The organism is Roseicyclus sp. (genome assembly GCF_052168335.1).
Taxonomy (GTDB): domain Bacteria; phylum Pseudomonadota; class Alphaproteobacteria; order Rhodobacterales; family Rhodobacteraceae; genus Roseibacterium.
Genome location: NZ_JBQLZP010000010.1, coordinates 1 through 24,225, shown reverse-complemented (window position 1 = coordinate 24,225; position 24,225 = coordinate 1). Strand labels below are relative to the sequence as shown.

General features: G+C 71.0%; 21 protein-coding genes. 5 read left to right on the top strand and 16 right to left on the bottom strand.

What is annotated here, in order from left to right; genetic code table 11:
* Positions 1–172 precede the first annotated feature (172 nt).
* Positions 173–337 (top strand): hypothetical protein, encoded by a 165-nt coding sequence (locus ACTS11_RS00415; protein ID WP_442638379.1) that lies wholly within the window; start codon positions 173–175, stop codon positions 335–337.
* A 121-nt stretch (positions 338–458) separates the two neighbouring features.
* A complete protein-coding gene (locus ACTS11_RS00410; protein ID WP_442638378.1) occupies positions 459–857 on the top strand; it encodes a hypothetical protein in 399 nt (132 codons plus the stop codon).
* 88 nt (positions 858–945) lie between these two features.
* On the opposite strand, the gene ACTS11_RS00405 is transcribed toward ACTS11_RS00410, so the two are convergent.
* The 7 genes from ACTS11_RS00405 to ACTS11_RS00375 form a co-directional block, all read right to left on the bottom strand.
* Positions 946–4,119 carry an efflux RND transporter permease subunit gene (locus ACTS11_RS00405; protein WP_442638377.1) on the bottom strand — a complete coding sequence of 1,058 codons (3,174 nt, stop codon included), beginning with the start codon at positions 4,117–4,119 and terminating at the stop codon, positions 946–948.
* Complete coding sequence (locus tag ACTS11_RS00400; RefSeq protein WP_442638376.1) at positions 4,116–5,249, bottom strand: efflux RND transporter periplasmic adaptor subunit; 1,134 nt, start codon at positions 5,247–5,249, stop codon at positions 4,116–4,118. The genes ACTS11_RS00405 and ACTS11_RS00400 overlap by 4 nt, the downstream gene beginning before the upstream one ends.
* A 157-nt stretch (positions 5,250–5,406) precedes the next feature.
* Complete coding sequence (locus ACTS11_RS00395) at positions 5,407–6,549, bottom strand: erythromycin esterase family protein (protein ID WP_442638375.1); 1,143 nt, start codon at positions 6,547–6,549, stop codon at positions 5,407–5,409.
* Positions 6,550–6,637: 88 nt separating this feature from the next.
* Positions 6,638–7,336 (bottom strand): c-type cytochrome, encoded by a 699-nt coding sequence (locus tag ACTS11_RS00390; protein WP_442638374.1) that lies wholly within the window; start codon positions 7,334–7,336, stop codon positions 6,638–6,640.
* The gene (gene soxC / locus ACTS11_RS00385; RefSeq protein WP_442638373.1) at positions 7,323–8,702 is read right to left on the bottom strand and encodes a sulfite dehydrogenase; all 1,380 of its coding nucleotides are present in this window, start codon (positions 8,700–8,702) and stop codon (positions 7,323–7,325) included. Before soxC ends, ACTS11_RS00390 begins: the two co-directional genes overlap by 14 nt.
* A gap of 56 nt (positions 8,703–8,758) precedes the next feature.
* On the bottom strand, positions 8,759–8,941 hold the full coding sequence (locus tag ACTS11_RS00380) for a hypothetical protein (RefSeq protein ID WP_442638372.1): 183 nt from the start codon (positions 8,939–8,941) through the stop codon (positions 8,759–8,761).
* Positions 8,942–9,381: 440 nt separating this feature from the next.
* Positions 9,382–9,753 carry a hypothetical protein gene (locus ACTS11_RS00375; RefSeq protein WP_442638371.1) on the bottom strand — a complete coding sequence of 124 codons (372 nt, stop codon included), beginning with the start codon at positions 9,751–9,753 and terminating at the stop codon, positions 9,382–9,384.
* 397 nt (positions 9,754–10,150) lie between these two features.
* Between ACTS11_RS00375 and ACTS11_RS00370 the strand changes: the two genes are divergently transcribed.
* From ACTS11_RS00370 to ACTS11_RS00360, 3 genes are read left to right on the top strand one after another with little or no spacing between them, the layout of a single operon-like run.
* Positions 10,151–10,780: a gluconate 2-dehydrogenase subunit 3 family protein gene (locus ACTS11_RS00370; protein WP_442638370.1), complete on the top strand. Its 630-nt coding sequence runs from the start codon at positions 10,151–10,153 to the stop codon at positions 10,778–10,780.
* Positions 10,781–10,805: 25 nt separating this feature from the next.
* On the top strand, positions 10,806–12,560 hold the full coding sequence (locus ACTS11_RS00365; RefSeq protein WP_442638369.1) for a GMC family oxidoreductase: 1,755 nt from the start codon (positions 10,806–10,808) through the stop codon (positions 12,558–12,560).
* Positions 12,557–13,693 (top strand): hypothetical protein, encoded by a 1,137-nt coding sequence (locus ACTS11_RS00360; RefSeq protein ID WP_442638368.1) that lies wholly within the window; start codon positions 12,557–12,559, stop codon positions 13,691–13,693. The genes ACTS11_RS00365 and ACTS11_RS00360 overlap by 4 nt, the downstream gene beginning before the upstream one ends.
* A gap of 54 nt (positions 13,694–13,747) precedes the next feature.
* On the opposite strand, the gene ACTS11_RS00355 is transcribed toward ACTS11_RS00360, so the two are convergent.
* From ACTS11_RS00355 to ACTS11_RS00315, 9 genes are all read right to left on the bottom strand, one after another.
* Positions 13,748–15,307, bottom strand: a complete 1,560-nt coding sequence (locus ACTS11_RS00355) for a GXWXG domain-containing protein (protein ID WP_442638367.1) — start codon at positions 15,305–15,307, stop codon at positions 13,748–13,750.
* Between the two features lie 241 nt (positions 15,308–15,548).
* Positions 15,549–15,848, bottom strand: a complete 300-nt coding sequence (locus ACTS11_RS00350; protein ID WP_442638366.1) for a diacylglycerol kinase family protein — start codon at positions 15,846–15,848, stop codon at positions 15,549–15,551.
* Positions 15,849–15,972: 124 nt separating this feature from the next.
* The gene (locus ACTS11_RS00345) at positions 15,973–17,061 is read right to left on the bottom strand and encodes a DUF1513 domain-containing protein (protein WP_442638365.1); all 1,089 of its coding nucleotides are present in this window, start codon (positions 17,059–17,061) and stop codon (positions 15,973–15,975) included.
* A 4-nt stretch (positions 17,062–17,065) separates the two neighbouring features.
* Positions 17,066–18,091, bottom strand: a complete 1,026-nt coding sequence (locus tag ACTS11_RS00340) for an imelysin family protein (RefSeq protein WP_442638364.1) — start codon at positions 18,089–18,091, stop codon at positions 17,066–17,068.
* Positions 18,092–19,582, bottom strand: coding sequence for a di-heme oxidoreductase family protein (locus ACTS11_RS00335; protein WP_442638380.1), 1,491 nt, complete (start codon positions 19,580–19,582; stop codon positions 18,092–18,094).
* Between the two features lie 114 nt (positions 19,583–19,696).
* Positions 19,697–20,959 (bottom strand): imelysin family protein, encoded by a 1,263-nt coding sequence (locus ACTS11_RS00330; RefSeq protein WP_442638363.1) that lies wholly within the window; start codon positions 20,957–20,959, stop codon positions 19,697–19,699.
* Between the two features lie 283 nt (positions 20,960–21,242).
* Positions 21,243–22,061, bottom strand: coding sequence for an ABC transporter ATP-binding protein (locus ACTS11_RS00325; RefSeq protein ID WP_442638362.1), 819 nt, complete (start codon positions 22,059–22,061; stop codon positions 21,243–21,245).
* Complete coding sequence (locus tag ACTS11_RS00320; RefSeq protein WP_442638361.1) at positions 22,054–23,073, bottom strand: FecCD family ABC transporter permease; 1,020 nt, start codon at positions 23,071–23,073, stop codon at positions 22,054–22,056. The genes ACTS11_RS00325 and ACTS11_RS00320 overlap by 8 nt, the downstream gene beginning before the upstream one ends.
* Positions 23,070–24,053, bottom strand: a complete 984-nt coding sequence (locus ACTS11_RS00315) for a FecCD family ABC transporter permease (protein WP_442638360.1) — start codon at positions 24,051–24,053, stop codon at positions 23,070–23,072. The genes ACTS11_RS00320 and ACTS11_RS00315 overlap by 4 nt, the downstream gene beginning before the upstream one ends.
* Positions 24,054–24,225 lie beyond the last annotated feature (172 nt).

The window sequence follows — 24,225 nt, the reverse complement described above, 5'->3', positions numbered from 1 at the left end:
TACTTCCGGCACGTCACCCAGGTCGACGACGAGATCTGAGCCGTCTCGACCGCATCGACGGACCCGGCGCAGATATTGAAAGTCGTCCGCCCCCCACGAATGTTCCGGCAAATCGCCGACACATCGTCGGCCGCTGTCGCAGACTTTGGCCAAAAAAGAATTTTTACGACCGGTGACCGGAACCGGTCCCTTGCAACACCCGGAAAGACACACGGTCTGGTGGCCCTGGGGCCTCGGGGCTCTCTTCCTCGTGGTCTTCAGCGCCGCGCTGGTCGAGACCTTCGGTCTCGCGGGCGGCGAACCGGCGGTGACGCTCGCGGCTGATCCCGGCCGCTGAGCGATCCGTTTCGAGAGGTCCTGCCGACCGAGAGGCCGGCAGGACGATCCAGCGAAAGACGGCTCTTCCAGCTTCCAAACCCGCCGGCTGAACCCACGCGGCCTTGAAACCGAGATCCATCATGCAACTCGAAGTCGCCCTCGTCTCCAGCCTCGCGTGCCTCGCGCTGGTCGCGGCGATCTACTCCTGCAACATCCTGTCCGCGCCGCGCAGCCGGCTGCGCGGCGAAATGCTCGCCATGATACTGCTCTCCCTGCTTGTCAGCGTTTTTCCCATCGCGCTCGCGGCAACGGGCGTCGTGGCGTGGCAGGTGGTCGCGGGATCGGGCGAGACCTCGATCGTGGTGGCGGCGATCGTGCTGCCGGTAAGTGCCGCAGCGGTTGCGGCCACGATCCTCGTGTTTCGCGCGCTTGTCCGGGCCACCTATCGCGGGTCGTCCGTGCCAACGAATGTCACGCCGCTGGCGCCGCAACCCAAGACGCCGCCCGCATCCCCGCGTGTCTCGAGGGATTCCGCGTAGGCTCGCGCCTGTTCGTCGTCATGCTGCCTGCGAGGGGTGGGAAGCCGAGCTTTGCCGAGATCCGGACACGCGGGGCTGGACAGGACATTCAAGCGCCCTGTGCCCGCGCGCCGGCATCTTCTGCGGAGCGCCTCGCAGCCCAGTCACCCGCACGCGCCGCGAGCGCGGCGTAGGCTGGAACCACGAGGAGGACGAGGATCGATCCGACGAGGATGCCGAACCCCAGCGATACCGCCGTGGGGATCAGGAACTGGGCCTGCAGCGAGGTCTCGAGGAGGAGCGGCGAGACGCCGAGAAACGTCGTCAGCGTCGTCAGGAAGATCGGCCGGAAGCGTCGCGCGGCCGCCTCCGGGATCGCCTCGCGCCAGTCGCGTCCCTCCGCGCGGAGCGCGCCGTACTCGTTCAGCAGGAGGAGCGAGGCGTTGATCAGGATGCCCGTCAGCCCGATGATCCCGAACATCGACAGGAGCGTGAGGTTCAGGCCCAGAAGCGCGTGGCCGGCCAGCGCGCCCACCAGCGCGAAGGGCACGGTGAGCAGGATCAGGACCGGCCGCGTCCAGGAGCCGAATGCCAGCGCGAGCAGGGCGTAGATGCCGAAGAGCGCCAGCGCGAAGTTCTGCGCCAGTGCGGGGCCGAAACGCGCGCGCTCGTCCTGCTCGCCGCCGTAGCGCACCTCGACCGAAGGATGCTCCTCGCGGATGCCGGGAAGCACGTTCTCCCGCAGCCACGCCGTCTCCGCCCCGCCGGAGGTCACGGCCGCGTCGACATCGGCCTCCACCGAGGTCACGCGGCGGGCGTCGAGGCGGGTGATCGTCGTGGGCGCGGGCTGGCGCGTCAGGTCCGCGACCGCGCCGATGGGCACGAAGGCGTCGCCCGCCGGGATGCGGTACTGCTGGAGGTCGGCGAGGCTCTCGCGCTGGTCCTCCGGCAGGCGGACGCGCAGCTCGACCTCCTCGTCTCCGCGCAGGATCTCGCCCGCGACCTCGCCGAAGGTGGCGGCGCGGACGGCGCCGGCCACCTCGGCGAGCGACACGCCGAGCGCCGCCCCGTCGTCGCGCAACCTCACCACGATCTCCTCCGCCGCGGTCGCGTCGCTGTCCCGGATGCCGTAGACGCCGCTCCGGCCTGCGAGCGCCTCGCGGATGCGCGCGACCGCGGCCATCCGCGCCTGCGGGTCGGCGGCCGAGATCTGGAGCGAGATGGGCGCGCCGGGGCCCACGATGGAGGAGGAGAACACGAGTTCCCGCGCGCCGGGGATCTCGCCCGTCTCGCGCCGCCAGTCCTCGGCGAAGCGCTCCGCGGAGAAGGCGCGCGTCTCGGCGTCGGCGATGCGCACCTCGACGACGGCCTCGTTCGCGGCCCCGCCGCCCCCGCCCGCCGGGCCGCCCGACGCGGCGGTGAAGCCGATGGAGATGGCGGTGTTGCGAAGGACGTCGCCCGCCTCGACACCCTCGGTCCGCTCCGCCACGCGGGCGGCCGCGCGCCCGGCGGCTTCGGCGATGCGCTCGGCCTCGGCGCGGGTGCGGGGCAGGGCGGTTCCCGCGGGCAGGACGAGGCGGGCCTCGGCGGTGTTGCCCTCGATGTCGGGGAAGAACACGAAGCGCACCAGCCCCGAGGTCATGGCCGAAAAGCTCGCGGCGAGGATGCCCAGGCACAGGCAGATGGTGAAGACGGGCCGGCGGGCCGAGAAGCCGGCGATCCGCCGCATGGGCCCGTCGGCGAAACGGTCGATCGCCCGGCCGGTATAGCCGCGCAGCCTCTCGGTCGCGCGGCGCGGCGAGAAGCGCCGCGGAGGGCCCATCCTCAGATGCGCCAGGTGCTGTGGCAGGACGAAGAAGCTCTCGATCAGCGACATGGTCAGGACGATGATGACCACGGCGGCCACCGGCGTGATGAACGACCCCGAGACGCCGGGCAGGAACAGGAGCGGCACGAAGGCCGCGACCGTCGTGGCGACCGCGAAGAACACGGGCCGCGCCATGGCCGTCGCCCCCGCACGGGCGGCCTCGCGCGGGTCGCCGCGCCTCTCGCGCTCGGTGTAGACGCGTTCGCCGACCACGATGGCGTCGTCCACGACGATCCCGAGCGCCAGTATGAACCCGAACAGCGAGAGCTGGTTGACGGTGATCCCGAAGGCGAGCATCGGGCCGAAGGACCCGACGAAGGCCACCACGATCCCCGCCGAGACCCAGGCCGCGATGCGCAGGTCCAGCGACAGCGTCAGGAGGAGCAGGATCAGCCCCGCCCCGATGGCGGCGTTCTTCGCCAGCAGCCGGATGCGTCCCTCGAGGTTCTCCGCCTCGTTGGTCCACTGCACGACCTCGATGGCGGGTGGAAGCCGGGGGCGCAGCCTGTCCTCCACGTAGCGCTGCGCGGTCTCGACGAGGTCGAGGAGCTGCTCCTCGCCCGCCCGGAAGACGGACAGGAATACCGCCGGCCGCCCGTCGAGAAGCGCGATCACCGGCTCCTCCGCCAGCCCGTCCTCGATCGTGGCGATCCGTCCGAGCCTGACCGACGCGCCGTTCTCGCCGCGGATCACGGGCAGGTCGGCGAGCGCGGTTCCGGTCGTCTCCTCGCCGAGCGTGCGCACCTGGATGCGCGCGTTCCCCGACTGGAGCACGCCGCCCGACCGGTCGAGGTTCTCGGCCCGGATGCGTTCGGCCACCGTGTCGAGCCCGAGGCCGTAGGCGCGCAGTGTCTCCTGCCGGATCTCGATGCCGATCTGGTCCTCCGGCACGCCCGCGACCTCGACGGTGGAAACCCCCTCCAGCGCCAGCAGGTCCTGGCGGGCCGCCTGGGCCACGTCCTTCAGGAGCGCGCGGTCGATGTCGCCCGTCAGCACGTACTGGATCGCCAGTTCCTGCGGCGTGACCTCGGTGATCGTCGGCGTCTCGGCGGCGTCGGGCAGGATCGCGATGCCGTCCACGGCGGTCTCCATGTCCTCCTGCACCGCCCCCGCGTCGGCGGAGCGGAGCGTGCTGACCGTGATGCTGGCCAGGCCCTGCGTCGCGCGGGCCTCGATCCGGCGGATGCCCTCGATGGCGCGGATGGCGTTCTCGACGGGTTGCACCACGCCGTCCGAGACCTCCTGCGGTGTCGCGCCGGGATAGGCGATCGTGATGCTCACCGCCCCCGTGGAGATGTCGGGGAAGTTCTTCACCGTGAGGTTCGTCATGGCGAAGAGCCCCGAGAGCACGAGGCCCGCGAGGATCAGGTTGGGCAGGACCAGGTTGCGCAGAACGGCGTCGATGAGGCCTTTCACGGGCCGTCCTCCGCCTGTGCCGTGTCGCTGTCGCCGCGCAGGCGGACCTCCAGCCCCGGCAGCGGGTTGGGCACTTGCGTCATCAGGATGCGGTCGTCGGGCGAGAGCGTGTCGGAGGTGACGAAGACGCTGCCCTCGCCGCGCCGCGCGACGGTGGCCCGGACGACCTCGAGCCGGTCCTGCTCGGTGACCCGCCACAGGCGCTCGCCGGCGTGGAGGGCACCGGCGGGCAGGCGGAACAGCCGCCCCTCGGCATCGGGAAGCGGGATCGAGACGGTGACGACGCCGTTCAGGATCAGGCCGCGCGCCTCCGAGAAGGGGTCGCGGACCTCCACCACCACGTCGACCGTCCTTGCCTGGCCCTCGAGCGCGGGTGCGAAGGCGGCGATCCCTGCGGGGATCGTCTCGCCCTCGACCATCACCGCCACCTCGCGTCCCCCGAGCGGGCCGGTCTCGCGCAGGCGGCGAAAGTCGCGCTCGGCGAGGCCGGTGCGGACCTCGGCCACATCGGCGGAGACGAGCGTGCCGACGGTCTGGCCCACCTGGAGGAGCTGCCCGGGCGAGGCGCTCTCGGCGATCACGAGCGCGTCGAACGGCGCCGTCAGGCGCGTATCGTCGAGCCGGGCGCGCGCCGCCTCGAGTGCGGCCTCGGCCTGCGCCACCTCGGCGCGGGCGGCGGCGGCATCGGCCGCCACGCGTTCGAGTTCGGCCTCCGGGGTGAAGTCGCTCTCGGCGAGTTCCTCCTGCCGCGCGAGGGCGGCCGAGGCCTGCTCCTCGGCCGCCTCCGCCCGCGCGAGCCGCGCCTCGGCCCGGGTCACGTCCGTCTCCACGGCCGTGGACGAAAGCCGCAGGAGAAGATCGCCCTCGGCCATTCGCGCGCCGAGCGCGAAGCCCTCGCCGATCTCGACGATCCTGCCGGCGATCTCGGGCGCCACCTCGACACGTTCCGCGGCCCGGACGAAGCCCGTCTCGACGATGGACGGCGGCTCGGCGACGGGCTCGGGGCGGACGATCTCGACGAGAGGAGGCGCGACCGGCGGGGCCGTCTCGGCTTCGCCGAAGCGCCCCGCGACGACGGCGGCCGCGATGCCGGCGGCCACAAGCGCGAGCCCGCCGATGGAAAAGAGCACCTTGGACAACATTGTCAGGCCGAACCGCCGGATCGCGGATTGGTTCCTGCCGCGCAACACGTGGTCGCAACCGCGTGGGAACTTCCCCTCGGGTTCCATGCCCGCAGCCTGCCGGCTTCGACGGCGGCGCCCTCCCGGATCGCGGGACGCGCCTCTCTCAGAGGCCGAACGGACAGGTGTCCGGCGCCCCCGCGTGAGCGTGCTCCGGTCCCAGAGGTGTCAGCGCTTCCGTCTCGTCGAACCACATCCAGGCGTCGAACTGGCGGGGCAGGGAGGCGTCTGCGTAGTGGCTCATCAACTCGGTCTCGGGCCAGTAGATCACGCCGATGAAGCGCTCCAGCCGGACCGGGGCGAGGGCGTCGCGCAGGGATCGGTCGCGAGACAGGTCGAGCAGGAAGCGCCGGACGCCGCTGTCGTGGCAGATCCGCTCGTAGCTACCCTCGCGGGACGGGCGCACGGTCTTCACCTCCATCGCGCAGCCCCAGCCGCTTGCCGCTGCGACCGTCCCCGCATGGGTGCCGAAGCCGATGAGCGCGGCCTCGTCGCCCCAGCGCTCGCGGCAGAGCTGGCCGAGGTTCAGCTCGCCCCGCACCGCCCCCATTTCGGTCGCGCGGGCATCGCCGATGTGGCTGTTGTGGGCCCAGACCACCGCCTTCGCCTCGGGCCCGCGCGCCTGCATCAGATGCTCCAGCGTCTCGAACATGTGCGTTTCCCGCAGGTTCCAGCTCTCGGCGCCGCCGTAGTACATGACGCGATAGTAACGTTCCGCCGAAGCCACGAGGCGCGCGTTCTGCGCGGCGTCGAGGAAGCTCGCGCCGTCCCGGGCCTCGTAGTCGAGCCGCTTCTCCAGGAGTGCGCGGAGCTGGGCCACGACCTTTTCCTCGCAGCGGCGGTAGCCTTCGGTCAGGACGGCGCGGCCGTAGGTGGCCGGATCGCTCTGCCAGGGCGTGAGGCAGCCGTAGCGCTCGCGCGCGACGCGGGCGGCCTCGGGGTCCACCTCGTCGAGGTAGCCGAGCACGGCGGCGATCGAGGCCCGCAGGTTGGAGATGTCGAGACCGTAGAAGCCGGCCCGGTGCGCGGGATCGGCTATTCGCGCGTTGTGGCGTCCGAGCCGATGGACGAGCCCGTCGATGACCGTGTTGCGCCACATCCAGGTCGGGAACCGGGTGAACGCCGGTTCCGCGACCTCGCGCGTGGCCTCGTGCGCGACGAAGCGGTTGATCGCGGCCGCGTCGGGCCAGTCGGCCTCGACCGCGACGATGGTGAAGCCGTGCCGCTCGATCAGGCGCCGGTTCCGCAACCTCGGCCAGCCGCCGCGCGAGATCCTTCTCGTCAGCGCCGGACGCCATTCCGTTCCCTCGCGTCGGCGCGGGAGGGGGCCGGCGGGGTCACTCGACCTCCTGCGCATCGCCGACACCGGTTCCGGGGCGCGGATCGGGATAGAACCTATCGACGTTGGGCATCTCGATCTCGCCGAAGCTTTGCGCGTTCATCTCGGCGCCCTCGTCGAGGATGCCCGCGCGCCCGAGGATGTAGGCGCTGATCGCGTAGACCTCGTCGGGGGTCAGCGAGCCCGGGTCGTTGAAGGGCATCGCGCGGTGCGTGTAGTCGAAGAGCGTCGAGGCATGCGGCCAGTAGCTCTCCACCGTCCTTACCGGCGCATCGGTGTCGAGCGTCCCGCGCCCGCCGACGAGCGCGGGACCGCCGGTGCCCTCGACACCGCCCAGATCCTCGCCGTGGCACGCGACGCAATGGGTGGCGTAGAGTTCCTCGCCCTCGGCGAAGGAGCCGCTCCCTTCCGGCGCGCCGCGACCGTCGGGCATCACGTCGATGTCGATGGCGGCGATCTCCTCCCCGGTGGCGGGCTGGCCGATGCCGAAGCGGAAGGCCGACGGATCGATCTCCGCGACCTGCGCCGCGCTGGAGTCGGGCACCGTCTCGGGCGCGCGTTCGTCGAAGTCGCCGATGAGCGCGGGCAGGTCGGCCGCCTGCCGCGGCACGAGGTCCTCGCCCTCCTGCTGGGCGACGCCGGCGGCGGCGAAGGCCATGCCGGCGGCCGTCAGGATCGTCAGGTTACGCATGGACATTGGTCACCTCCCCGTCGCTGTCGATGCCCCAGCTCTGGATCGCGTTCAGGTGGTAGACGCTGTCGGTCCCGCGCACCTCAACGAGTTCCTCGAGCGTGGGCTGGATGTAGCCCGTCTCGTCCGTCCCGCGGCTCTGGAGCACGGCGGGCTCGCCGTCCCAGACCCAGGGCAGCCGGAAGCGGGTGTGGCACTTGTCGAGCACCGGCTCCTGGAGCGCGGCCTCCTCCCAGGTCTCGCCGCCGTCGGTGGAGACCTCGACTTTCGTGACCCTGCCGCGGCCCGACCAGGCGAGGCCGGTGATCTCGTAGTAGCCGGGGCGGGGCAGGCGCATGGCGCCTGAGGGGAAGGTGATGACGGACTTCGCGTCCATCTCGAAGGTGAATTGACGCGCCTCGCCGTCGGGCATGAGGTCGGTGTATTTCGACGTCTCCTCCCGCGTCATGAAGGGCATGTCGCTGACCTCGAGACGGCGCAGCCACTTGATCTGCATGTTGCCCTCGAAGCCCGGCAGCAGAAGGCGCAGCGGATAGCCCTGCTCGGGGCGCAGCGCCTCGCCGTTCTGGGCATAGGCGAGGATCGCGTCGTCCATCGCCTTCTCGACAGGGATGGAGCGCGTCATCACCGCCGCGTCGGCGCCTTCGGCGAGTATCCACGTCCCGCTGTCCTGAAGCCCCGCCATCTCCAGCACCGTCGAGAGCTTCACGCCCGTCCATTCCGAGGTCGATGTCAGGCCATGCGTTCCCTGCACGGTCCTGAGCGTCGGCTCCTCCCATTCGGTCAGCGTGTTGCCGGAGCACTCGATGAAGTGAATGCGGCTGACCGAGGGAAGGCGCATCAGGTCGTCCATGGTGAAGCGCATGGGCTCATCGACCATGCCGTGCAGGATCAGCGTGTGCTCGCGCGGGTCGATCGTGGGAATGCCCGCGTGGTGGCGCTCGAAATGGAGGCCCGAGGGCGTGACGATGCCGTGGCCCGAGGCGAGCGGGGTCATCGACCAGCTCGACTGCGCGGTGGCGGTGGGATAGCGCCAGCGCACCTCGCTCTCGAACTGCGAGCGCGCGCCGTAGCCGTTCTCCGACAGGACGGGCCGGCCCTGGACCCGCGTGGGGTCCTCGGGCACGGGGTTCAGGTTTGCGCCGGGCGGGGCCTCCTGCGCGCGGGCGCCGGAGGCGAGCATGGCGCCGCCCAGCGAGGCGCCACCGGCCAGCAGGCTTCGCCGGCTCACACCGGGGAACATGCCCTGCTTGCAGTCGCAGTCCTCCACCGGCGCTGGATCGAGCGAGCGCGCTTCGATATCCACGAGCGCCTCCGCCATCCTCCGTTCGACCTCGCCGTAGCGCGCGGACGTGAAACGGTTTCTCGTCATTTCTTTCCTCCCTTTGGAACCGCGGCGGCACGAGACCGGCGCGGCCGTCTCCCGGTTCAGCCCTCGGACGCGTCGAGTTCGGCGCAGGCGATGGGCACGGTGACCGACGCGGGCACGCCTTCCAGCGACTGGACGCTGTCGGGCAGTCCGGTTCCTTCGGGCGCACCGTGGATGAAGACCACGCGGCGGGGCAGGGCGAGCGGCGTGCCGAACTCCGCCTCGAGCGTGATTTGGAGCATGTCGCAGTCGGGCATGATCGAAACGGCGCCCGAGATCCCTTCACCCGCCGGGTTCAGGGGCTGAAAGGTGCCTTCGACGGATGTGGCCTCGTCCTGGGCCGCGGCAGCCGCGGCGACGGCGGAGAGTCAGGTCGCGTGGAGGAGGGTGCGCATGGTCGGTCTCCGTGCTGCGTTTGCCATTGGTCAACGGCACGGCGTTGCGCGAGTTCCGGCGAAACATTGCGTTCCGCCGCCAGCGTCCACGGCTTGCCGCGGGCGCAACCATCCTCGAGGGCGGCCCAGGTCATGGCAGCCGTACCCTCAGCGCCTACACCCGGAGTGCCGCCGTGCTCGGGTCCTCGTCCTTATCCAACGGCCTTGACCCTTCGCACGACGACACCTGCGAAAAACCTGAAGATCGAGAGCTTTCGGTCGCCGCCCGTCTTCGCGGCTTCGGTGCGCTACAAGCTCGGCAACCGAAGTGAAGACACGAACAATGCTTCTTCAAGTGCCTCGTGAACGCACGACCCCGCCAGACGGTTCCTCCGCCACTCCGATGCTTGGGCGTGGCGCTTGATCACGAGATCGCCCGAATGCCCGTCGATCGTGGCCTCGGTGTAGAAGGTCTCGCGCATCATTCCGTGCGGGTCGGTGCCCGGATAGGGAAACGCCTGCACTGCGTTCTCGCCCGCGAGGTCGCGCTCCGTCATCGTCTGCCAGAGCTCGGCGGCGTAGCTCTGGTCCTCGTCCCCGCCGAAGTTCTGGCCGAAGGCGACGCTGGCGACGAGGCCCGCCGCGACGGCGATTGCCGGTCCTGTCTTGCTCGCTTTCATGCTTGCTCCCTCCTTGCTCGGTGTTCTTGCGCGTCTGATGCGAGAATCTCCGAGGGGGGAGAGCGTTCCATCGACCGGGGCCTTCGCGCCGGAACCCGCACGTCCCCGGTGCGTTGGCCCGGTGCGTTGAGGTCGCAGACTCGGCAGCAAAGGACGCCCGGATGATCCCGTCCGTAGGCCATGCAGACGCCGATGGCGCGGGGAACGCGCCTTCCCGTGGCGTCGCATCTCGGGCGTGGACCGCGCCGGGGCACACGACGGCGAGGCCGAGACGCCGGACGAGGAGGAGGACGCCTGACGACAGGGGCCCGGACCGGATGGTCGGGCCCTTTTTCTTTTTCCGCCGCGAACCGGCGGGCGACGGGGCCCCGGCCCCGGCACGACAGAGGAGGATCTCATGACGGACAGGAAGATCGCCCCCTGGGCGCGTATCTCGCGCAGGGGAATACTGCGCGCGGGTGCGGGCGGCATCGCCGGTGCCATCGTCTCGAACGCCTTCGCGCTCGACGCCCTGGCGCAGGGACAGCAGGAAGACGGTTACGCCTTCTTCAACGCGAACGACGCGCGGATTCTCGAAGCCGTGGTCGACCGGCTCTGGCCGCCCACCGACACGCCCGGCGCCGTCGCGATCGGGGTCCCGCGCTATATCGACCAGGCCATGATCTCGGCCTATCAGCACGCGCAGACGCAGTACCACGAGGGCCTCGGCCGCATCGACGCGCTGGCCCGATCCGACTACGGCGGCGGCTTCGACGGGCTCGAGCCCGAACAGCAGGACGAGATCCTGACGCGGCTGCAGGACGACGACGTGCCCGGCTTTGCCGAGGGCGACGGCGCGAGCTTCTTCGACACGATCCACGCGCACACGATGCAGGGGCTCTTCTCGGACCCGATCTATGGCGGCAACCGCGACTTCGAGGCATGGCGCCAGGTGGGCTATCCCGGCCCCTTCTACATCATCACCGAGGAACAGCAGCAGAGCTTCGAGCCGCTGGACATGCCCGTCCAGAGCATCGTCGACCTCTGAGCAACCGACACCAAGGGAGGAAGCCATGGCAACCCAACCGAGGAAGGACGTCGTCGTCATCGGCTATGGCGCGGCGGCGGGACCCGTCTCGCTGGAACTGGCGCAGGATGGCCGCAGCGTCGTCGTGCTCGAGAGCGGGCAGTACCGGACGACGGAGGACAACTTCCAGCGCGGATCGTTCGACACGCTCCGCTGGGACACCCGCGGCGAGATGCTGCCCGAGTTCGGGCGCGCGCCGATCACCTATCGCAGGACGGAGGACGAGCAGGCGAAGCCCGCGAACTACATCATGGCCTCCACGGTCGGCGGCGCCTCCGTGCACTGGTCGGGCCAGTCGTGGCGCTACTACGAGGAGGATTTCCGCGTATCGAGCACCATCGAGGAACTCTACGGCGACACGGGCATGCTCGACTACCTGGAGGAGGACGGCGCGGCCATCGCCGACTGGCCCATGTCCTACGACGAGGTGGAGCCCTTCTACGAGAAGGCGGAATGGAGCATCGGCATCGGCGGCTGGCCCGGCAACATCCAGGGCGAGATCCGGCCCGTGAACCCGGACGAAGGCAACCCCTACGAGGCGCCGCGACAGCGCGACTACCCGTTCCGGCCCCTTCGCGACAACGCCACCGACCTGACCTTCCGCCAGGGCGCGCTCGATCTGGGATTGCAACCCTTCCATGTCCCGACCGGCATCACCACCGAGACCTGGACATCGCTCTACGACATCACGCGGCCGGGCTGCACCTACTGCGCCTTCTGCACGAGCTACGGCTGCTGGAACGGGTCGAAGTCCTCGAGCCTCGTCTCGCTCCTGCCGGCGGCCGAGCGGCTCGAGAACTTCGAGATCCGGCCGCAGAGCCACGTGATCCGCCTGAACCAAGAGAACGGGCGCGTGACGTCCGTGACCTACGTGGACGAGGCGGGCGAGGTGCACGAGCAGCCGGGCGACATCTTCATCCTCGGGGCCTATACCTACCAGAACGTCCGCCTCATGCTGCATTCCGGCATCGATGCGGACGGGCAGGTCGGCCGCTACTTCATCAACCGGCCCGGCATCAGCGTCAGCGCCACCTTCGACGACCGTTTCCTCAACGGCTGGAACGGGCCGGCGGTGCAGCGGCAGGGCGTGGACGACTTCAACGGCGAGAACATCTCGGAGCGGAAGCTTCGGATGGACCCCGAGGAGTTCTTCATCCGCGGCGCCTTCATCGGCTCGCCCTCGCAGCGCTTCCCGCTCGACACCTATGGCGACCATCCCGACGAGGTGCCCGGCTGGGGCGCGGGGTTCAAGGACTGGTACACGCAGAACCTCAACCGCTACATCTCGCTTCAGCTCCTGATGGAGCCGCTGCCCTACACGGACAACCGGATCGATCTCGATCCGAACTACACCGACCGGTTCGGCGTTCCGGCGGCGCGGGTGACGAACGACGTGCACCGGAACGAGCTGCGGATGGGCCGGTTCATCCACGACCGGGGCGTGGAGATCCTCGAGGCGGCGGGGGCCACCAACATCTGGGGCGACAACGAGGCCTCGCCGCGCCCGACGATGACCCACGACCTCGGCGGTGCCCGCATGGGTTCCGATCCGTCGCAATCGGCGACCAACCGCTACTGCCAGGTCTGGACCATGCCCAACCTCTTCGTGGGCGGGGGCGCGGTCGCGCCCACCATGTCCGGGCACAACCCGACCGAGACGATCTGGATGCTCAGCTACTGGATGTCGGACGCGATCCGGAACGGAAAGGTGAACCTCGAGAACGCGGAGGACTACACGTGATCGGCGAGGCGCTCATCGCGTGGAGGGACTGGGAGGAGGGGATGGCCGAAGCGCGCGCGCGCGGGCTTCCCGTCCTTGTCAGCGCCGATCCGGACTGGACGACGGCGGGGCAGCGCCTCGACCTCGTGGCGGGGCGGGACGACCGGCTGGGGCGGGCCTTCTGCGGAGGCTGCGTCGCGGTGCGGGTCGATCCCTTCCGCGACCCCGACCGCGCGGGGCGCGTGATGGACTGGTCGCAGCGCCTGTCCGGCCGCCGGGGGCCGCCGACGCTGGTGCTCCTGTCGCCGTCGGGCGTTCCGCTCGTCGCCTACCCGGACCTCGCCTACGAGGGCCGCGAGGGCGCCGTGCCTTCGCTCGCGGCCCTGATCGACAGCGCGCGCGACCTGCCGGAGGCCGGAGATCCGGACATGGCTCCCGGCACGGGTCCCGGGCCCGCCGACGACCTCCTCCTCGATCCGGAGCGGCTCGGGCAGCGCCTCGCCGAGGCCGGAGCGGATACCGCCGCGCGCGAGGGACTGCGCAGAGACCTCGGCCGGATCCTCTCGGGCGGCGTGCGGGACCACGTGGGCGGCGGCTTTCACCGCGCCGCGCGGGACGAGACCTGGACCGTCCCGCATTTCGAGAAGACGCTCCTCGAGAACGCGCGCATGGCGGCCTTTCTTTCGCGCGCCGGTGCGCTCCTCGCCGATCCGGAGTTGAGCCGCATCGCCGGCGAGACCGCGACCTTCGTGGAGGAGGTTCTCGACACGGATCCGCACGCCAAGGCCGTGGTGGCGGACAGCCACTTCTACACCTGGACGCCGAGGGAATTCGCCGCCGTCGTGCCGCGCGCCGTCGCGAAGTCCGCCGCCCTGCGGTTCCACATGACCCAGGCGGACGTGCCTCATGTGCTGATCGAGTCCCGGAGCCTCGAGGAGGTCGCTGCCTACGGGCACGTTCCGGCCGCCAAGGTGCAGGCCGACATCGAGGCCGCCCTGCGCGCGCTGCGGCTGGCGCGGAAGCGAAGACCGCAGCCCGCGGTGGTCAGCGTGCCATGTGGGTCCACCGAACAAGCGATAAGCGAGGCCCTGCGTCAGGTTCGGCCGGGTGTCGACCGTCGCAACACGAGGGAAAGAGCCCTGAAGCCGGCCTGACGGTCGAGCCCCGTCCCGCCCTGCCTGCGTCGCCGGGCCGACGATCGTGCCTCTTCAGCCCGATTGGCGGCGCGGCTCTCTTACCAGGAGGAAGAAGTAGGGATCCGCGCGGCGCATCTCCATCAGACCGAGAATGCGCCTGTCATCGATGCGGCGGAAATGGTCGATGATGGGTTGCCGATCATAGATCATGGCCGCGCTCGCCGTGCCGCGGAAGCCGACGGTCGCGAGGCGTGCCGTCGGCCGGCGGGAGCGAAAAACCGGCAGCACCAGCCGGAAGGCCACCCGAGCGCCGATGCTGCCGGCGAGTTGGGGCCAGCGCAGCGCGAGGCCGACGGGCATGAGGCGCGGGTCGAGCGCGACGCCGGGCGCGAAAACCAGCGGATCGACGTCGTCGGCGCTCCGGAAGCGCTTGCCCTGCCATCCGAGGCCCTCGAGCAGTCCGTCGAGCGGGTGGCCGGTCGGTAGACCGACCCCGTTCCAGTCGCCGAGAATCTCGTCGGGTGAAACAGGCGGAAGAGCCTCGAACCGCGCGAGGGTCGCCTCCCGGGACAGGCCGTTCCGGCGCCAACGGCGGACCCAGGCCGGCTCCGCGCTTGTCCGCGATCCGGCAAGAGCACGCGGCGCCTCTCGGTCGAGCGCTTCCGCCAGTTCCGCTTCGAGCGCGCCCGGTCGGTCGCCATACCGGGCCGAGTGGTGAGATCCCGTCACGCGCCTGGCGCCCGCGGCTCGGGCGATCTCTCCCGCGGCGCGCGCCGTGAGATGTGCCGTGCCGGCGGCGAGGTGTCGGTCGGCATCGAGAAACGGCGTCTCGATGAAGAGATGGTCGGCCCCGGACGCCAGGCGCACGATCCGGTCACGATTGGCATCCGTATCGGCGGCATCGGTGACGTAGACCACGCGCTGGCCGCGCTCGGTCTTCAAGACCTTCCCGCGGAGGTCGCCCAGAAGCACCAAGCCGTGACCAGGAACCTCCAGCCGATGGTCGTCGGGCGCATCGGCGCGGACCGCGCGCTTGGCCGCGTCGAGCCACGGCCCGACCGGCAGTCCGTTTTCCTCGAGCGAGGCTTTCCAGACATTGACGCGCAGCCTCTCCTGAAGGGCGAAGGCCAGGGAAGGGATGCCATGGTCGAGCGCCACGCATTCCACGGCGAAGTCATCCTCGGCGAGCGCCATGCCCTCGGGGATCTCCGGCAACGGCAGGTCGCGACGGCGGAACGCCTCGCGTGCGCGGAACTCGGCGGATCGTGTAATGCGGCGGCCGTCGAATTCGCCGACTGACAGGCGGAAATCGATCGAGGTCTCATCCAGGAGATTCCAGGTGAAGGCGCCAAGACGATGCTCCACCTGATCAACGAAGCCCTCGGGCCCGATCAAGCAGAGCGGACGCGGACGGTGCAGGCGCAGCCGCAGGAGGTGGTCGAAGCCTGCCACGTGATCCATGTGGGCGTGGGAAACGAAGACGTGGCTGACCCTCAGAACCTCGCGCGGGCTCAACGGCGAGAGCTCGCCCAAGTCGAAGAGGATGGCGCGGCGGCCGAAGCGGAAATCGAGATAGACGCCGGGATCGCCGTCCGGCGGATTGACGAGGCGTGGCTGCACGAGCTGGGTCATCGGAACAGTGTAGCAGAGGTGCTTGGATCGTGCCCGCCGTCGGCCGGCCGGAACGCGCGCCGTGACCGTCGCGGGCGAGGCGACCTTGTGCGACCAAGAGCCGAAAGCCGTTCGAGACATTCGCGGTTCCGTCGATCGGGTCGATGGCCCGGACGAATTTCCTGGCCACGCCCGGGCCTTTCGCCGCGCACCTCGCCGAGGATGTCATGGCCGGTGAAACGCGCACCCACCGCCGCGCGGATCAGGCGCTGTTGTTCCCGCCTCCGATCGGCAGGATCGCGAAGCGGCGGCCGGCGCCACCGAAGAGATCGAAAGCGCGCTCCACGGTTCCGTCGCCACCCGCGATCAGGATCGTGTCCTCTGCCCGTGATGCGTCGCGTTCTGCCGTCTTCTGCAGGGAGCTCGGCCGGAAACCCTCGGCACGGAAGGACCCCATGAGGTCCTCTCCGGACACCGCACCCGTGCCCGCGCCCCGGTGGTGGTAGATCATCAATCGCATCGTCGTCGTCCAAGGGCAATCTGCCGAGAAGCCGTCGTTCAACGCCTGGACGACCCTTTCGTTTCCGACAGTCCGAGGCTTCGGAAGGACGGCTTCGGGCCGTCCGCATCGATGCCGTCGGTGGTGAGATCGGGCGGAGAGCCGGCCTTCGTCGATGATCCGCAGGCTACGGACGCCTATCGAGATCGACCACGTGGTTGTCCCAGTGCCAGCCCGTTTGGCTGAGTGTGCGGGCTGTCTCGAGGCCGAGTGGTCCGACCGCCCCGGTGCCGCTGGTGATCAGGAAACCGCCGAGCGGATGGCGCGCCACACCGCAGACGTCGGCGATGGCGACGCTGCCGAGAAAGCTTCCATCCCGTCGCGAAAAACGGTGCAGCCGGCCGCCGCGTGGCGAGGTGATCGCGATCTCCGCCCCGTCACCCGAGAAGGCGACGCTGCCGGCATAGTTGGCGAGGGGGCGATGCTCGGGCTCCGGCGCGGCCATCAGGCGCGGCGGCGCACCCCTGCGATGGGTGAAGAGGAGCGGCGGATGCTCGGTCTCCGGACCCTGCCACTGCATCGCGGCGGCGACGAGGCCGTCCTCCACGACGGCGAGGTGCCGGATGGAGTTCCGTCGCATCTCCGGCGCGAGTTCGACGGTCTCGATCCCGCCGGCCGGATCGACATAGGCCAGGTTCGCGCGCATCGTGGCGAGGTTCAGCGGCACGCGCCCGCTGTCCGGATGCGTGGCCATGCCGCCGTTCGCGACGACGAGGAGCTCGGTTCCGGGCAGGCGCAGAAGGTCGTGCGGGCCGATGCCGCCGGATGGGAGGTCGCCGATCCGCGCATAGCCGTCCGCAGCGTCCCAGAGGCCGATGCGCCCCTCGAGCGTCTCGAGGTCGTTTTCGGTCGTGTAGAGGATCGCGCCGTCGGATGAGAACGCGCCGTGGCCGTAGAAGTGGCGGTTCGCAGGCGCCTCCAGCCGCGCCGCCTCGCGTCCCCGCACGCACTCGATGACGAGGGCGAAGGTGCCCGGCCGGCGGGCGAAGGCGACGGCCTCGGGCCGCTGGGGATGCGCGGCGGCGGCATGTCCCCGGTCCGGGAGCGGCAGGTCGAAGAGGATCCGTCCGCCTTCGTCGAGGCCGCAGAGCCGGTAGGCGCCCGAGGCGACCCGGGCCGCGGCGAGGTAGGACGGCGCGCCCGCATCGGCCCAGGTGACGCGCGGAAGCGCGGCGGAGGCGGTGAGGCCCGCGAGGAAGAGGCGGCGCGTGGGCATGGCCTCAGTCCCCGTCGAGCGCGTTGAAGCCCGCCGCGACGCCCAGCGCGGGCCCGAGCTCGCCTCGGACCGCGTCGCGGACCTCCTGCACGCGCTGCCGAAGCGCCTCCACCCGAAGACGGGACTGCGGATCGGCGACACCCGCGAACACCGGATCGTCGAGCGCCGCGGCGCGCTCCCGCGCGATGGCGAAGGCGTCCGTCAGGGCGCCCTGCGTCTCGGGCAGGTCGCGGGCGAGGATCAGCGCCAGCTCCTCCAGCGCCTCGAGCGACAGCGCCAAATGGGCGAGCGACCGGCCGGAGCGGCGGGCCTCGGCCATCTGGGGGCGGGGCCGGTCGAAGCTGCCGAGCGGGCCGCCGAGGCGCAGGTCGGCGGTGACCTCGAGCCCGTGGTCGAGCGCGCCGAACAGCGTCCTCAGCGCCTCGTCGGGCGACTGGAAGCGGTCGTTCCGCCCCGCCTCGCGCATGAGGTCCGCGAAGCGTTCCTCCCAGTCGGCGCGCAGGTCGGTCGCGGTGGCGTGGATGTCGCGGGCGACGGCCTGCACGAGGGCGCAGCGGTAGGCGGGCTCTCCCGCCGCGCTCACCGTCTCGTCATGGAGCAGGAACTCCATCGCGTAGAAGCCGCGCGCGGCGACGGAGACGGTGGGATAATCCTCCACGGTTTCGACGACCGGGTCCGCGGCCTCGATCAGGGCCATCAGCCCGCGCGGCGTCATGCCCCGCGCATCCGGCCAGAAGGCGAGCGCGAAGAGGCGGTTCTCTTCCTCCGCCGGGCCGAAGGTCAGGTGGGCCACGCCCATCCAGGCGTCGAAGGCGTCGTGGAAGGCCGTGCGGAGGCCGGGGTCGTCCGCGGCGCATCCCGCCTCGGCGGCCTCGGCGAGGTCCTCCGTCGCCCCGGTCAGACGGGCATAGCCCGGCAGGATGTGCCGGTCGAGCGCCGCCGCGACGATACCGGCTGCGTCCATCTGCACGGGCTGGGCGAGGGCGGGCGAAGGCAGCGCCAGCGCGGCGGCGAACAGGAGGTGTCGCATTCAGAGGCTCTCCAGGAAGCGGATCAGGGCCACGCGGTCCTCGGGCGGCATCTCGACCACGGCGTCGCGGGCGGCCTCGGCCTCGCCGCCGTGCCAGAGCACCGCCTCGAGCAGCGAGCGCGCGCGGCCGTCATGGAGGAAGTAGGTGTGACCCGAGACCGTCTCGGTCATCCCGATCCCCCAGAGCGGCGCCGTGCGCCATTCGCGCCCGTCCGCGCGGCCCTCGGGGCGGTTGTCGGCGAGGCCCTCGCCCATGTCGTGCAGGAGCAGGTCCGTCCAGGGCCAGATGAGCTGGAAGCTGGCCGGATGGTCGCCCGCGATCCGGTGGGTGACGTAGTTCGGCCGGTGGCAGGCCGCGCAGCCCGCGCCGAAGAACATCTCGCGCCCGCGCAGCACCTGCGGATCGTTCACGTCGCGGCGGGCCGGAACGGCGAGGGTCTGGCTGTAGAAGGTCACGAGGTCGAGGCCCGTCCGGTCGATCTCGAAGCCGCCCTGCTCGGGATTGCCGCCATCGCGCGCGGCGGTGCAGTCGGTCTGGAGGTCGGTGCATTCGCCCGAGCCCGCCGGATGGATCGGGTTCGAGATGCCGATGTCGCCCGCAAAGGCGCTCGCGGTCTGTTCCAGCACGGTGGGGTTGCCCGCCTTGTGCCCGAAGCGGCCCAGCATCGGCTGGTCGTGGACGTCCGACCACACGACCTGCGGCCGGCCCGAGATGCCGTCGCCGTCGGCATCCTCCGGGTCAGCCCAGGCGAGGATGTCCTCTACCGGGATCGCCTCGAGCAGCCCCATGCCGATCATCTGCGGCGCGACGCGGGGCGAGAGCATGGCGTCGGGGTGGAGCGGCCCGTAGCCCGGATCGGCGGCGGTGTAGGTCGGGCGGCGGAGCGTCGCGGTCTCGCCGCCCGAGAGCGGCACCTCGATCTCCTCGTAGTCGATCTGTAGCCGGTATTCGGGCGCGTGGCCCGGTAGGCTGAAGTCCTGAAGCTGCGTGCCGTAGACGGGGTCGGGCGCCGTCGGGTGCGTGCCGGCGATGTAGCGCTCGGTCTCGGCCATCGGCGCCGGGATGGAGACGCGCAGGAACATCGACACCGCGCCGTCCTCCGGCCCCTCCGGCGGATGGCCGCGCCCGTCCTTCAGGTGGCAGCGCTGGCAGGAGCGCGCGTTGTAGAGCGGCCCGAGCCCGTCGGAGGCGAGCGTCGAGGACGGCGCCGAGACCCAGACGCGCCGGAACAGGCCGTTGCCGACGCGGAACGCGAGCTCCTGCTCGAAGGTCAGGTTCTCGGCCGGTTGCGAGAAGGCGTCCGCCGTGTCGCGGGCGCGGACGGTCTGCGCGCCAGCCGAGTTCTCCTCGAAGGCCCAGGGGGCGGAGAAATCGGTCGGCCAGGCCGTCACGGCGGCGATGCGCGCGCGCTCCTCCTCGGTGCGGGGGATGACGTCGAGATGAACGTCGGCGAGCTGGCTCCAGTCCTCGGCGCTCTCGGCATCTGCCATCACGAGGACCGGAACGGCGAAGGCCGCCGCCACGGGCAGCAGGGCGAGAAGAATGCGCTTCATGGCCGTCTCTCGAAAGGGGGGAGGCGCGGGCACGGCGCCCCCCCGCACGGGTTACTGGAAGACCGCGGAGGGGTTGTCGAGGCTGTCCGAGCCCTCGAACGCGATCCCGTCGAGACCGAGTTCCGCCACCACCCGCTCGATCGAGCGCGTCTGCTCGATGAGCGCATTGACCCCGCCCATGATCAGCGCCTCGCCCGCCACGTTGCCGCGCGCAAGCATCTCGTCATAGGCGAAGCCCGCCTCGGCGGCGGTCTTGATCCGGCCGAGCGCCATCATGGTCTCCGACAGGTGCGTCCGCATCTCGGTGTCGAGATCGGCATCCGCCGCCTGCACGAGATCGCTCAGCGACGGCCCCGAGACGAGGCTGCCGTCGATCCGGACATACGCGCCGAGATAGACGTTCCGGATGCCGAGCCCGTCGTAGTAGTGGCTGTTGTGGGTGTTGTCGGAGAAGCAGTCGTGCTCCTCCTCGGGGTCGTTCAGCATGAGGCCCAGGCGCATCCGCTCGCCCGCCTGCTCGCCGTAGGAGAGCGAGCCCATGCCGGACAGCATCGCGGCGAGACCGGCCTGCGGGTCCTCCAGAAGGGCCACGCGGGCCGCGCCGCCGTCCTCCCACTGGGCCGCCATCCATTCGAGGTCCGAGACCAGAAGCTCGGTCGCCGCCGCGAGATACGCCGCCCGCCGGTCGCAGTTGCCGTTCGTGCAGTCCTCGCCTTGCGCGTAGTCGGTCCACGGCCGCTCGCCCGCGCCGTCGCCGTGGCCGTTCAGGTCCTGGCCCCAGAGCAGGAACTCGATGGCGTGATAGCCCGTGGCCACGTTCGCCTCGACGCCGTCCGCCTCGTGAAGCGTGTCCCGAAGCAGCGCCGGCGTGATCACGGTCGCGTCGATCTCCTGCCCCGAGAGCGTGAAGGTCGGGTTCGCGACCACGTTCAGCGCGGCGAAAAGGTTGGCGTCGGTCGGGCCGCCGTAGGTGCCGGCGACGTAGTCGATCAGCCCCTCGTCGAGCGGCCAGGCGTTCACGCGGCCCTCCCAGTCGTCCACGATCGGATTGCCGAAGCGGTAGACCTCGGATTGCTGGTAGGGCACGCGCGCCTCGAGCCACGCCTCGCGCGCGGCCTGGAGCGTTTCGGCCGACGGCTCCGCGATCAGCGCGGCGACGGCGTCGTTCAGGGCGCGGGCGGAGATCAGGCTGTCCTCGTAGATCGCAGCCGCGATGTCCGAGTAGGTGCCGAGCACGTCGCTCGGCGATTGTGCCATGGCCGCGCCCGTCAGGCTGAGGCCGATTGCCGATGTGGTGAGGAATATGCGCGTCATCGTACTGTCCCTTCGTGTCCGGATCGTTGAGGTCCGACGGCCCCGTCACGGAACGGGAGCGTCAGTCGATCGAGCAGGGCCTCGCCATGCAGGTCCGCGCAGCATCCGGCCTCGAACGCGCCGTGGATGAACTCGCGGCGGCAGCACGGCAGGTCGTCCGGCCCCTCGGCCTCACGCACCGTTCCCGCCATCGCGCGCCCTCCGGACATGACCTGAACCTATGACCGAGTCTTTTGCTCACCTTAAGGGGTAGTCGACAAAATGAGTCGGGTAAATCCCCCGATCACCGCGCGGACGGCTTGCCGCAGCACGGGACCGAGCCGGGAAGCGTGACGAGGATCCGTCCGTCGCCGCTGCCGAGCTCCAGGATCCGGCACCGGATGCCGAAGACCTCTGCCACCCGCGGCTCGGTCAGCACCTCGGGGGTCGGCCCCGCGGCCACCACGCGGCCCGCGTCGAAGAGGACCACGTGATCGGCGTAGCGCATCGCCATGTTCAGGTCGTGCAGGACGAGGACGATGCTGCGGCCCTCCGCCCGGTTCAGGCGGCGCACAAGCTCGAGCACCTCGAAGGCATGGGCAACGTCGAGATGGTTCGTCGGCTCGTCGAGGAAGATGCGCGGCGCGTCCTGCGCGATGGTCATGGCGATCCAGGCGCGCTGGAGTTGACCGCCCGAGAGCTGGCCGATGGGCCGGCCGGCGAGATCGGCCATTTCCGTCGCGGCAAGGGCACGGGCACAGGCGGCGTGATCCTCGCCCGACTGGCCCATGAAGCGCTTGCGATGGGCGAAGCGGCCGAGGCGGACGAGGTCCTGCACGGTCAGCTCGGGCGGCGCGTCGGGCGACTGGCTCAGCATGGCGACCTCGCGGGCGAGGTCCTTCGCCGTCCAGTCCCGCAGGGGGCGGCCCGCGACCTCGACCGCGCCGGCCTCCGCGCCATGAAGGCCCCGCAGCACGCGGAGCGCGGTCGACTTGCCGCTGCCGTTCGGGCCGCAGAGTGCGGTGATCCGCCCCTCGGGCAGGTCGAGATCGACGAGGTCGAGCGCCGTCACGCGATCGTAGCGCGCGGTGACGGACCGGAGGCGGGCGAGCGGTTCAGCCATGGGTGCGGCGTCCCTTCAGCAGAAGCCAGAGAAAGAGCGGTGCGCCGATGAGCGCGGTCAGAGCACCGGCGGGCAGCTCCAGCGGGGCCGCGATCAGGCGGGCGAGGGTGTCCGCGCCGAGGACGATGAGGCCGCCGACCAGCGCCGTCGCGACGAGGTAGCCGCCCCTGAACTCGCCGTGCAGGAGCCGCGCGACGTGCGGCGCGACCAGGCCCACGAAGCCGATGGCGCCCACCTGGCTCACCGCGAGCGCCGTCAGCGCCACCGCGAGCGCGAGGAGCGCCACCTGCGCCCGGCCCACCGGCACGCCCGTCGCCGCCGCACTGTCGGCGTCGAGGACCAGTTGCCGGATCGTGCCCCGCATCGCCGTGAGCAGGACGGCGGCGACGCAGAGGCCCACGGCCACCACCAAGACGTCGCTCCAGTGCGCCGCGCCGACCGAGCCCGTCAGCCAGGTCAGCGCCTGGCCCGCCCGGTAGACCGGGCCGAGGATCATCATCAGCGTCACCGCGGCCTTCGCCAGCGCCGCGAGCGCGATGCCGTAGAGGATGACCCGCAGCGGGCTGCGTCCCGCCGGATCGAGCACGGCCAGCGCGGCCACCAGCGCGGCGAAGGCGGATGCGCCGATGGCGGCGGCCAGCGGCTGCCAGTGGATCGAGACGGTCAGCAGGTTCGCCGCGTCGGAGAAGATCCAGAGGAAGGCCACGACGCCCACGGCGGCTCCGTCCGTGATGCCCAGGACCGAGGGCGCGGCGATCGGGTTCCGCGTCACCCGCTGGAGGAGCGCGCCCGCCAGTGCCAGCGCCATGCCCGCGAGCACCGCGAGCGCCACCCGCGGCAGGCGGAGGGTCCAGACGATGACCTCGTCCATGCGCGCGCCCTGCCCGAGGAGCGCGGCGGCCACGCGGTCGAGGGGCATGTGGCTCGACCCCAGGCCCGTCGCCACGACCACCAGCGCGGCGATGCCGAGGCCGAGGAGACCGAGACGCGGAGTGGCGCCGAGCGCGGTCACAGGACCGCCTCCCGTCTGCGGCGCAGGAGGCCGATCAGCACCGGCACCCCCACCAGCGCGAGGACCGCGCCCACCGGCGCCTCGCCCGGCGCCACCACGAGGCGCGCCGCGATGTCGGCGAGCACGGCGACGATCGCGCCGGTCAGCGCGGTGGTCAGGATCAGCGCGGCGCTGCCCGAGACCGGCGCAAGCCGCCGCGCGAGATGCGGCGCGACGAGGCCGAGGAAAACGACCGGCCCCGCCATCGCCACGGCGCCCGACGCGAGGATGGCGGCGAGCGTCAGCGCGCCCAGCCGCACGTCCGTGACCCGCACGCCGAGCGCGCCCGCGCTGTCGTCGTCGAGCCTGAGCGCATCGAGAGACGGCGCGAGAAGAAGCGCGCCGAGACAGCCAACGAGGAGCGCCGGCAGCCCGAGCGCCAGAAGCCCGAGCCCCCGGTCCGCGAAGCCGCCCGAAAGCCAGAACAGCATCGTCTCGAGCGCCGTCTCGTCGACGAGGAGAAGCACCTGCGTCAGCGAGGCCAGCATCGCCGCCACCGTCACGCCCGCCAGCAGCGTCGTCGCGGGCCCTGCGGCACGCCCCGCCGCCGTGACGATGCCGAAGACCAGCGCCGTGGCCGCGAGCCCTCCGACGAGCGCGAGGGCACCGATGCCGCCGAGGCCGGGCGTGCCCGGAAGCGTGATGCCCAGCACCACGGCGAAGGCCGCGCCCGCGTTGATCCCGAGCAGCCCCGGCTCGGCCAGCGGGTTCCGCGTCGCGGCCTGCATCAGGAAGCCCGACAGCCCCAGCGCCGCGCCCGCGCAGATGGCGACCAGCGTGCGCGGCACGCGCAACGTCGCGACGATCATCGCGTCGGTGCCGCCGCTCCCGCGCAGCGCGTCGAGCACCACCTCCGGCCGATAGATGCGCAGGCCGAGATGAAGGCTCGCCACGGCTGCAAGCAGCAGGAGAAGGGTGAGGATGGATAGGAGCCTGATCACGGGTCGCCCGCCGGTTGCCGCCCGTGATTGACATTCCCGAGTGAAATGGTCAACCACAGAGGCGGCTCATTCCCGAGTGAATCACTCAACAATAAGGCGGCGCACCATGACCCTCTTTCGATCCTTCCTCGGGGCCGGTGGTCTGGGCGATCTGATCTGGCGGGGGCTGGCG

What these genes read in the sequence shown, in the direction of transcription:
- ACTS11_RS00330 (WP_442638363.1), bottom strand. Translation starts at nt 20,959, where the DNA reads ATGACGCGCATATTCCTCACCACATCGGCAATCGGCCTCAGCCTGACG.
- ACTS11_RS00345 (WP_442638365.1), bottom strand. Translation starts at nt 17,061, where the DNA reads ATGCCCACGCGCCGCCTCTTCCTCGCGGGCCTCACCGCCTCCGCCGCG.
- ACTS11_RS00375 (WP_442638371.1), bottom strand. Translation starts at nt 9,753, where the DNA reads ATGAAAGCGAGCAAGACAGGACCGGCAATCGCCGTCGCGGCGGGCCTC.
- ACTS11_RS00340 (WP_442638364.1), bottom strand. Translation starts at nt 18,091, where the DNA reads ATGCGACACCTCCTGTTCGCCGCCGCGCTGGCGCTGCCTTCGCCCGCC.
- ACTS11_RS00380 (WP_442638372.1), bottom strand. Translation starts at nt 8,941, where the DNA reads ATGCTCCAAATCACGCTCGAGGCGGAGTTCGGCACGCCGCTCGCCCTG.
- ACTS11_RS00370 (WP_442638370.1), top strand. Translation starts at nt 10,151, where the DNA reads ATGACGGACAGGAAGATCGCCCCCTGGGCGCGTATCTCGCGCAGGGGA.
- ACTS11_RS00410 (WP_442638378.1), top strand. Translation starts at nt 459, where the DNA reads ATGCAACTCGAAGTCGCCCTCGTCTCCAGCCTCGCGTGCCTCGCGCTG.
- ACTS11_RS00390 (WP_442638374.1), bottom strand. Translation starts at nt 7,336, where the DNA reads ATGTCCATGCGTAACCTGACGATCCTGACGGCCGCCGGCATGGCCTTC.
- ACTS11_RS00335 (WP_442638380.1), bottom strand. Translation starts at nt 19,582, where the DNA reads ATGGCAGATGCCGAGAGCGCCGAGGACTGGAGCCAGCTCGCCGACGTT.
- ACTS11_RS00365 (WP_442638369.1), top strand. Translation starts at nt 10,806, where the DNA reads ATGGCAACCCAACCGAGGAAGGACGTCGTCGTCATCGGCTATGGCGCG.
- soxC (WP_442638373.1), bottom strand. Translation starts at nt 8,702, where the DNA reads ATGACGAGAAACCGTTTCACGTCCGCGCGCTACGGCGAGGTCGAACGG.
- ACTS11_RS00355 (WP_442638367.1), bottom strand. Translation starts at nt 15,307, where the DNA reads ATGACCCAGCTCGTGCAGCCACGCCTCGTCAATCCGCCGGACGGCGAT.
- ACTS11_RS00325 (WP_442638362.1), bottom strand. Translation starts at nt 22,061, where the DNA reads ATGGCTGAACCGCTCGCCCGCCTCCGGTCCGTCACCGCGCGCTACGAT.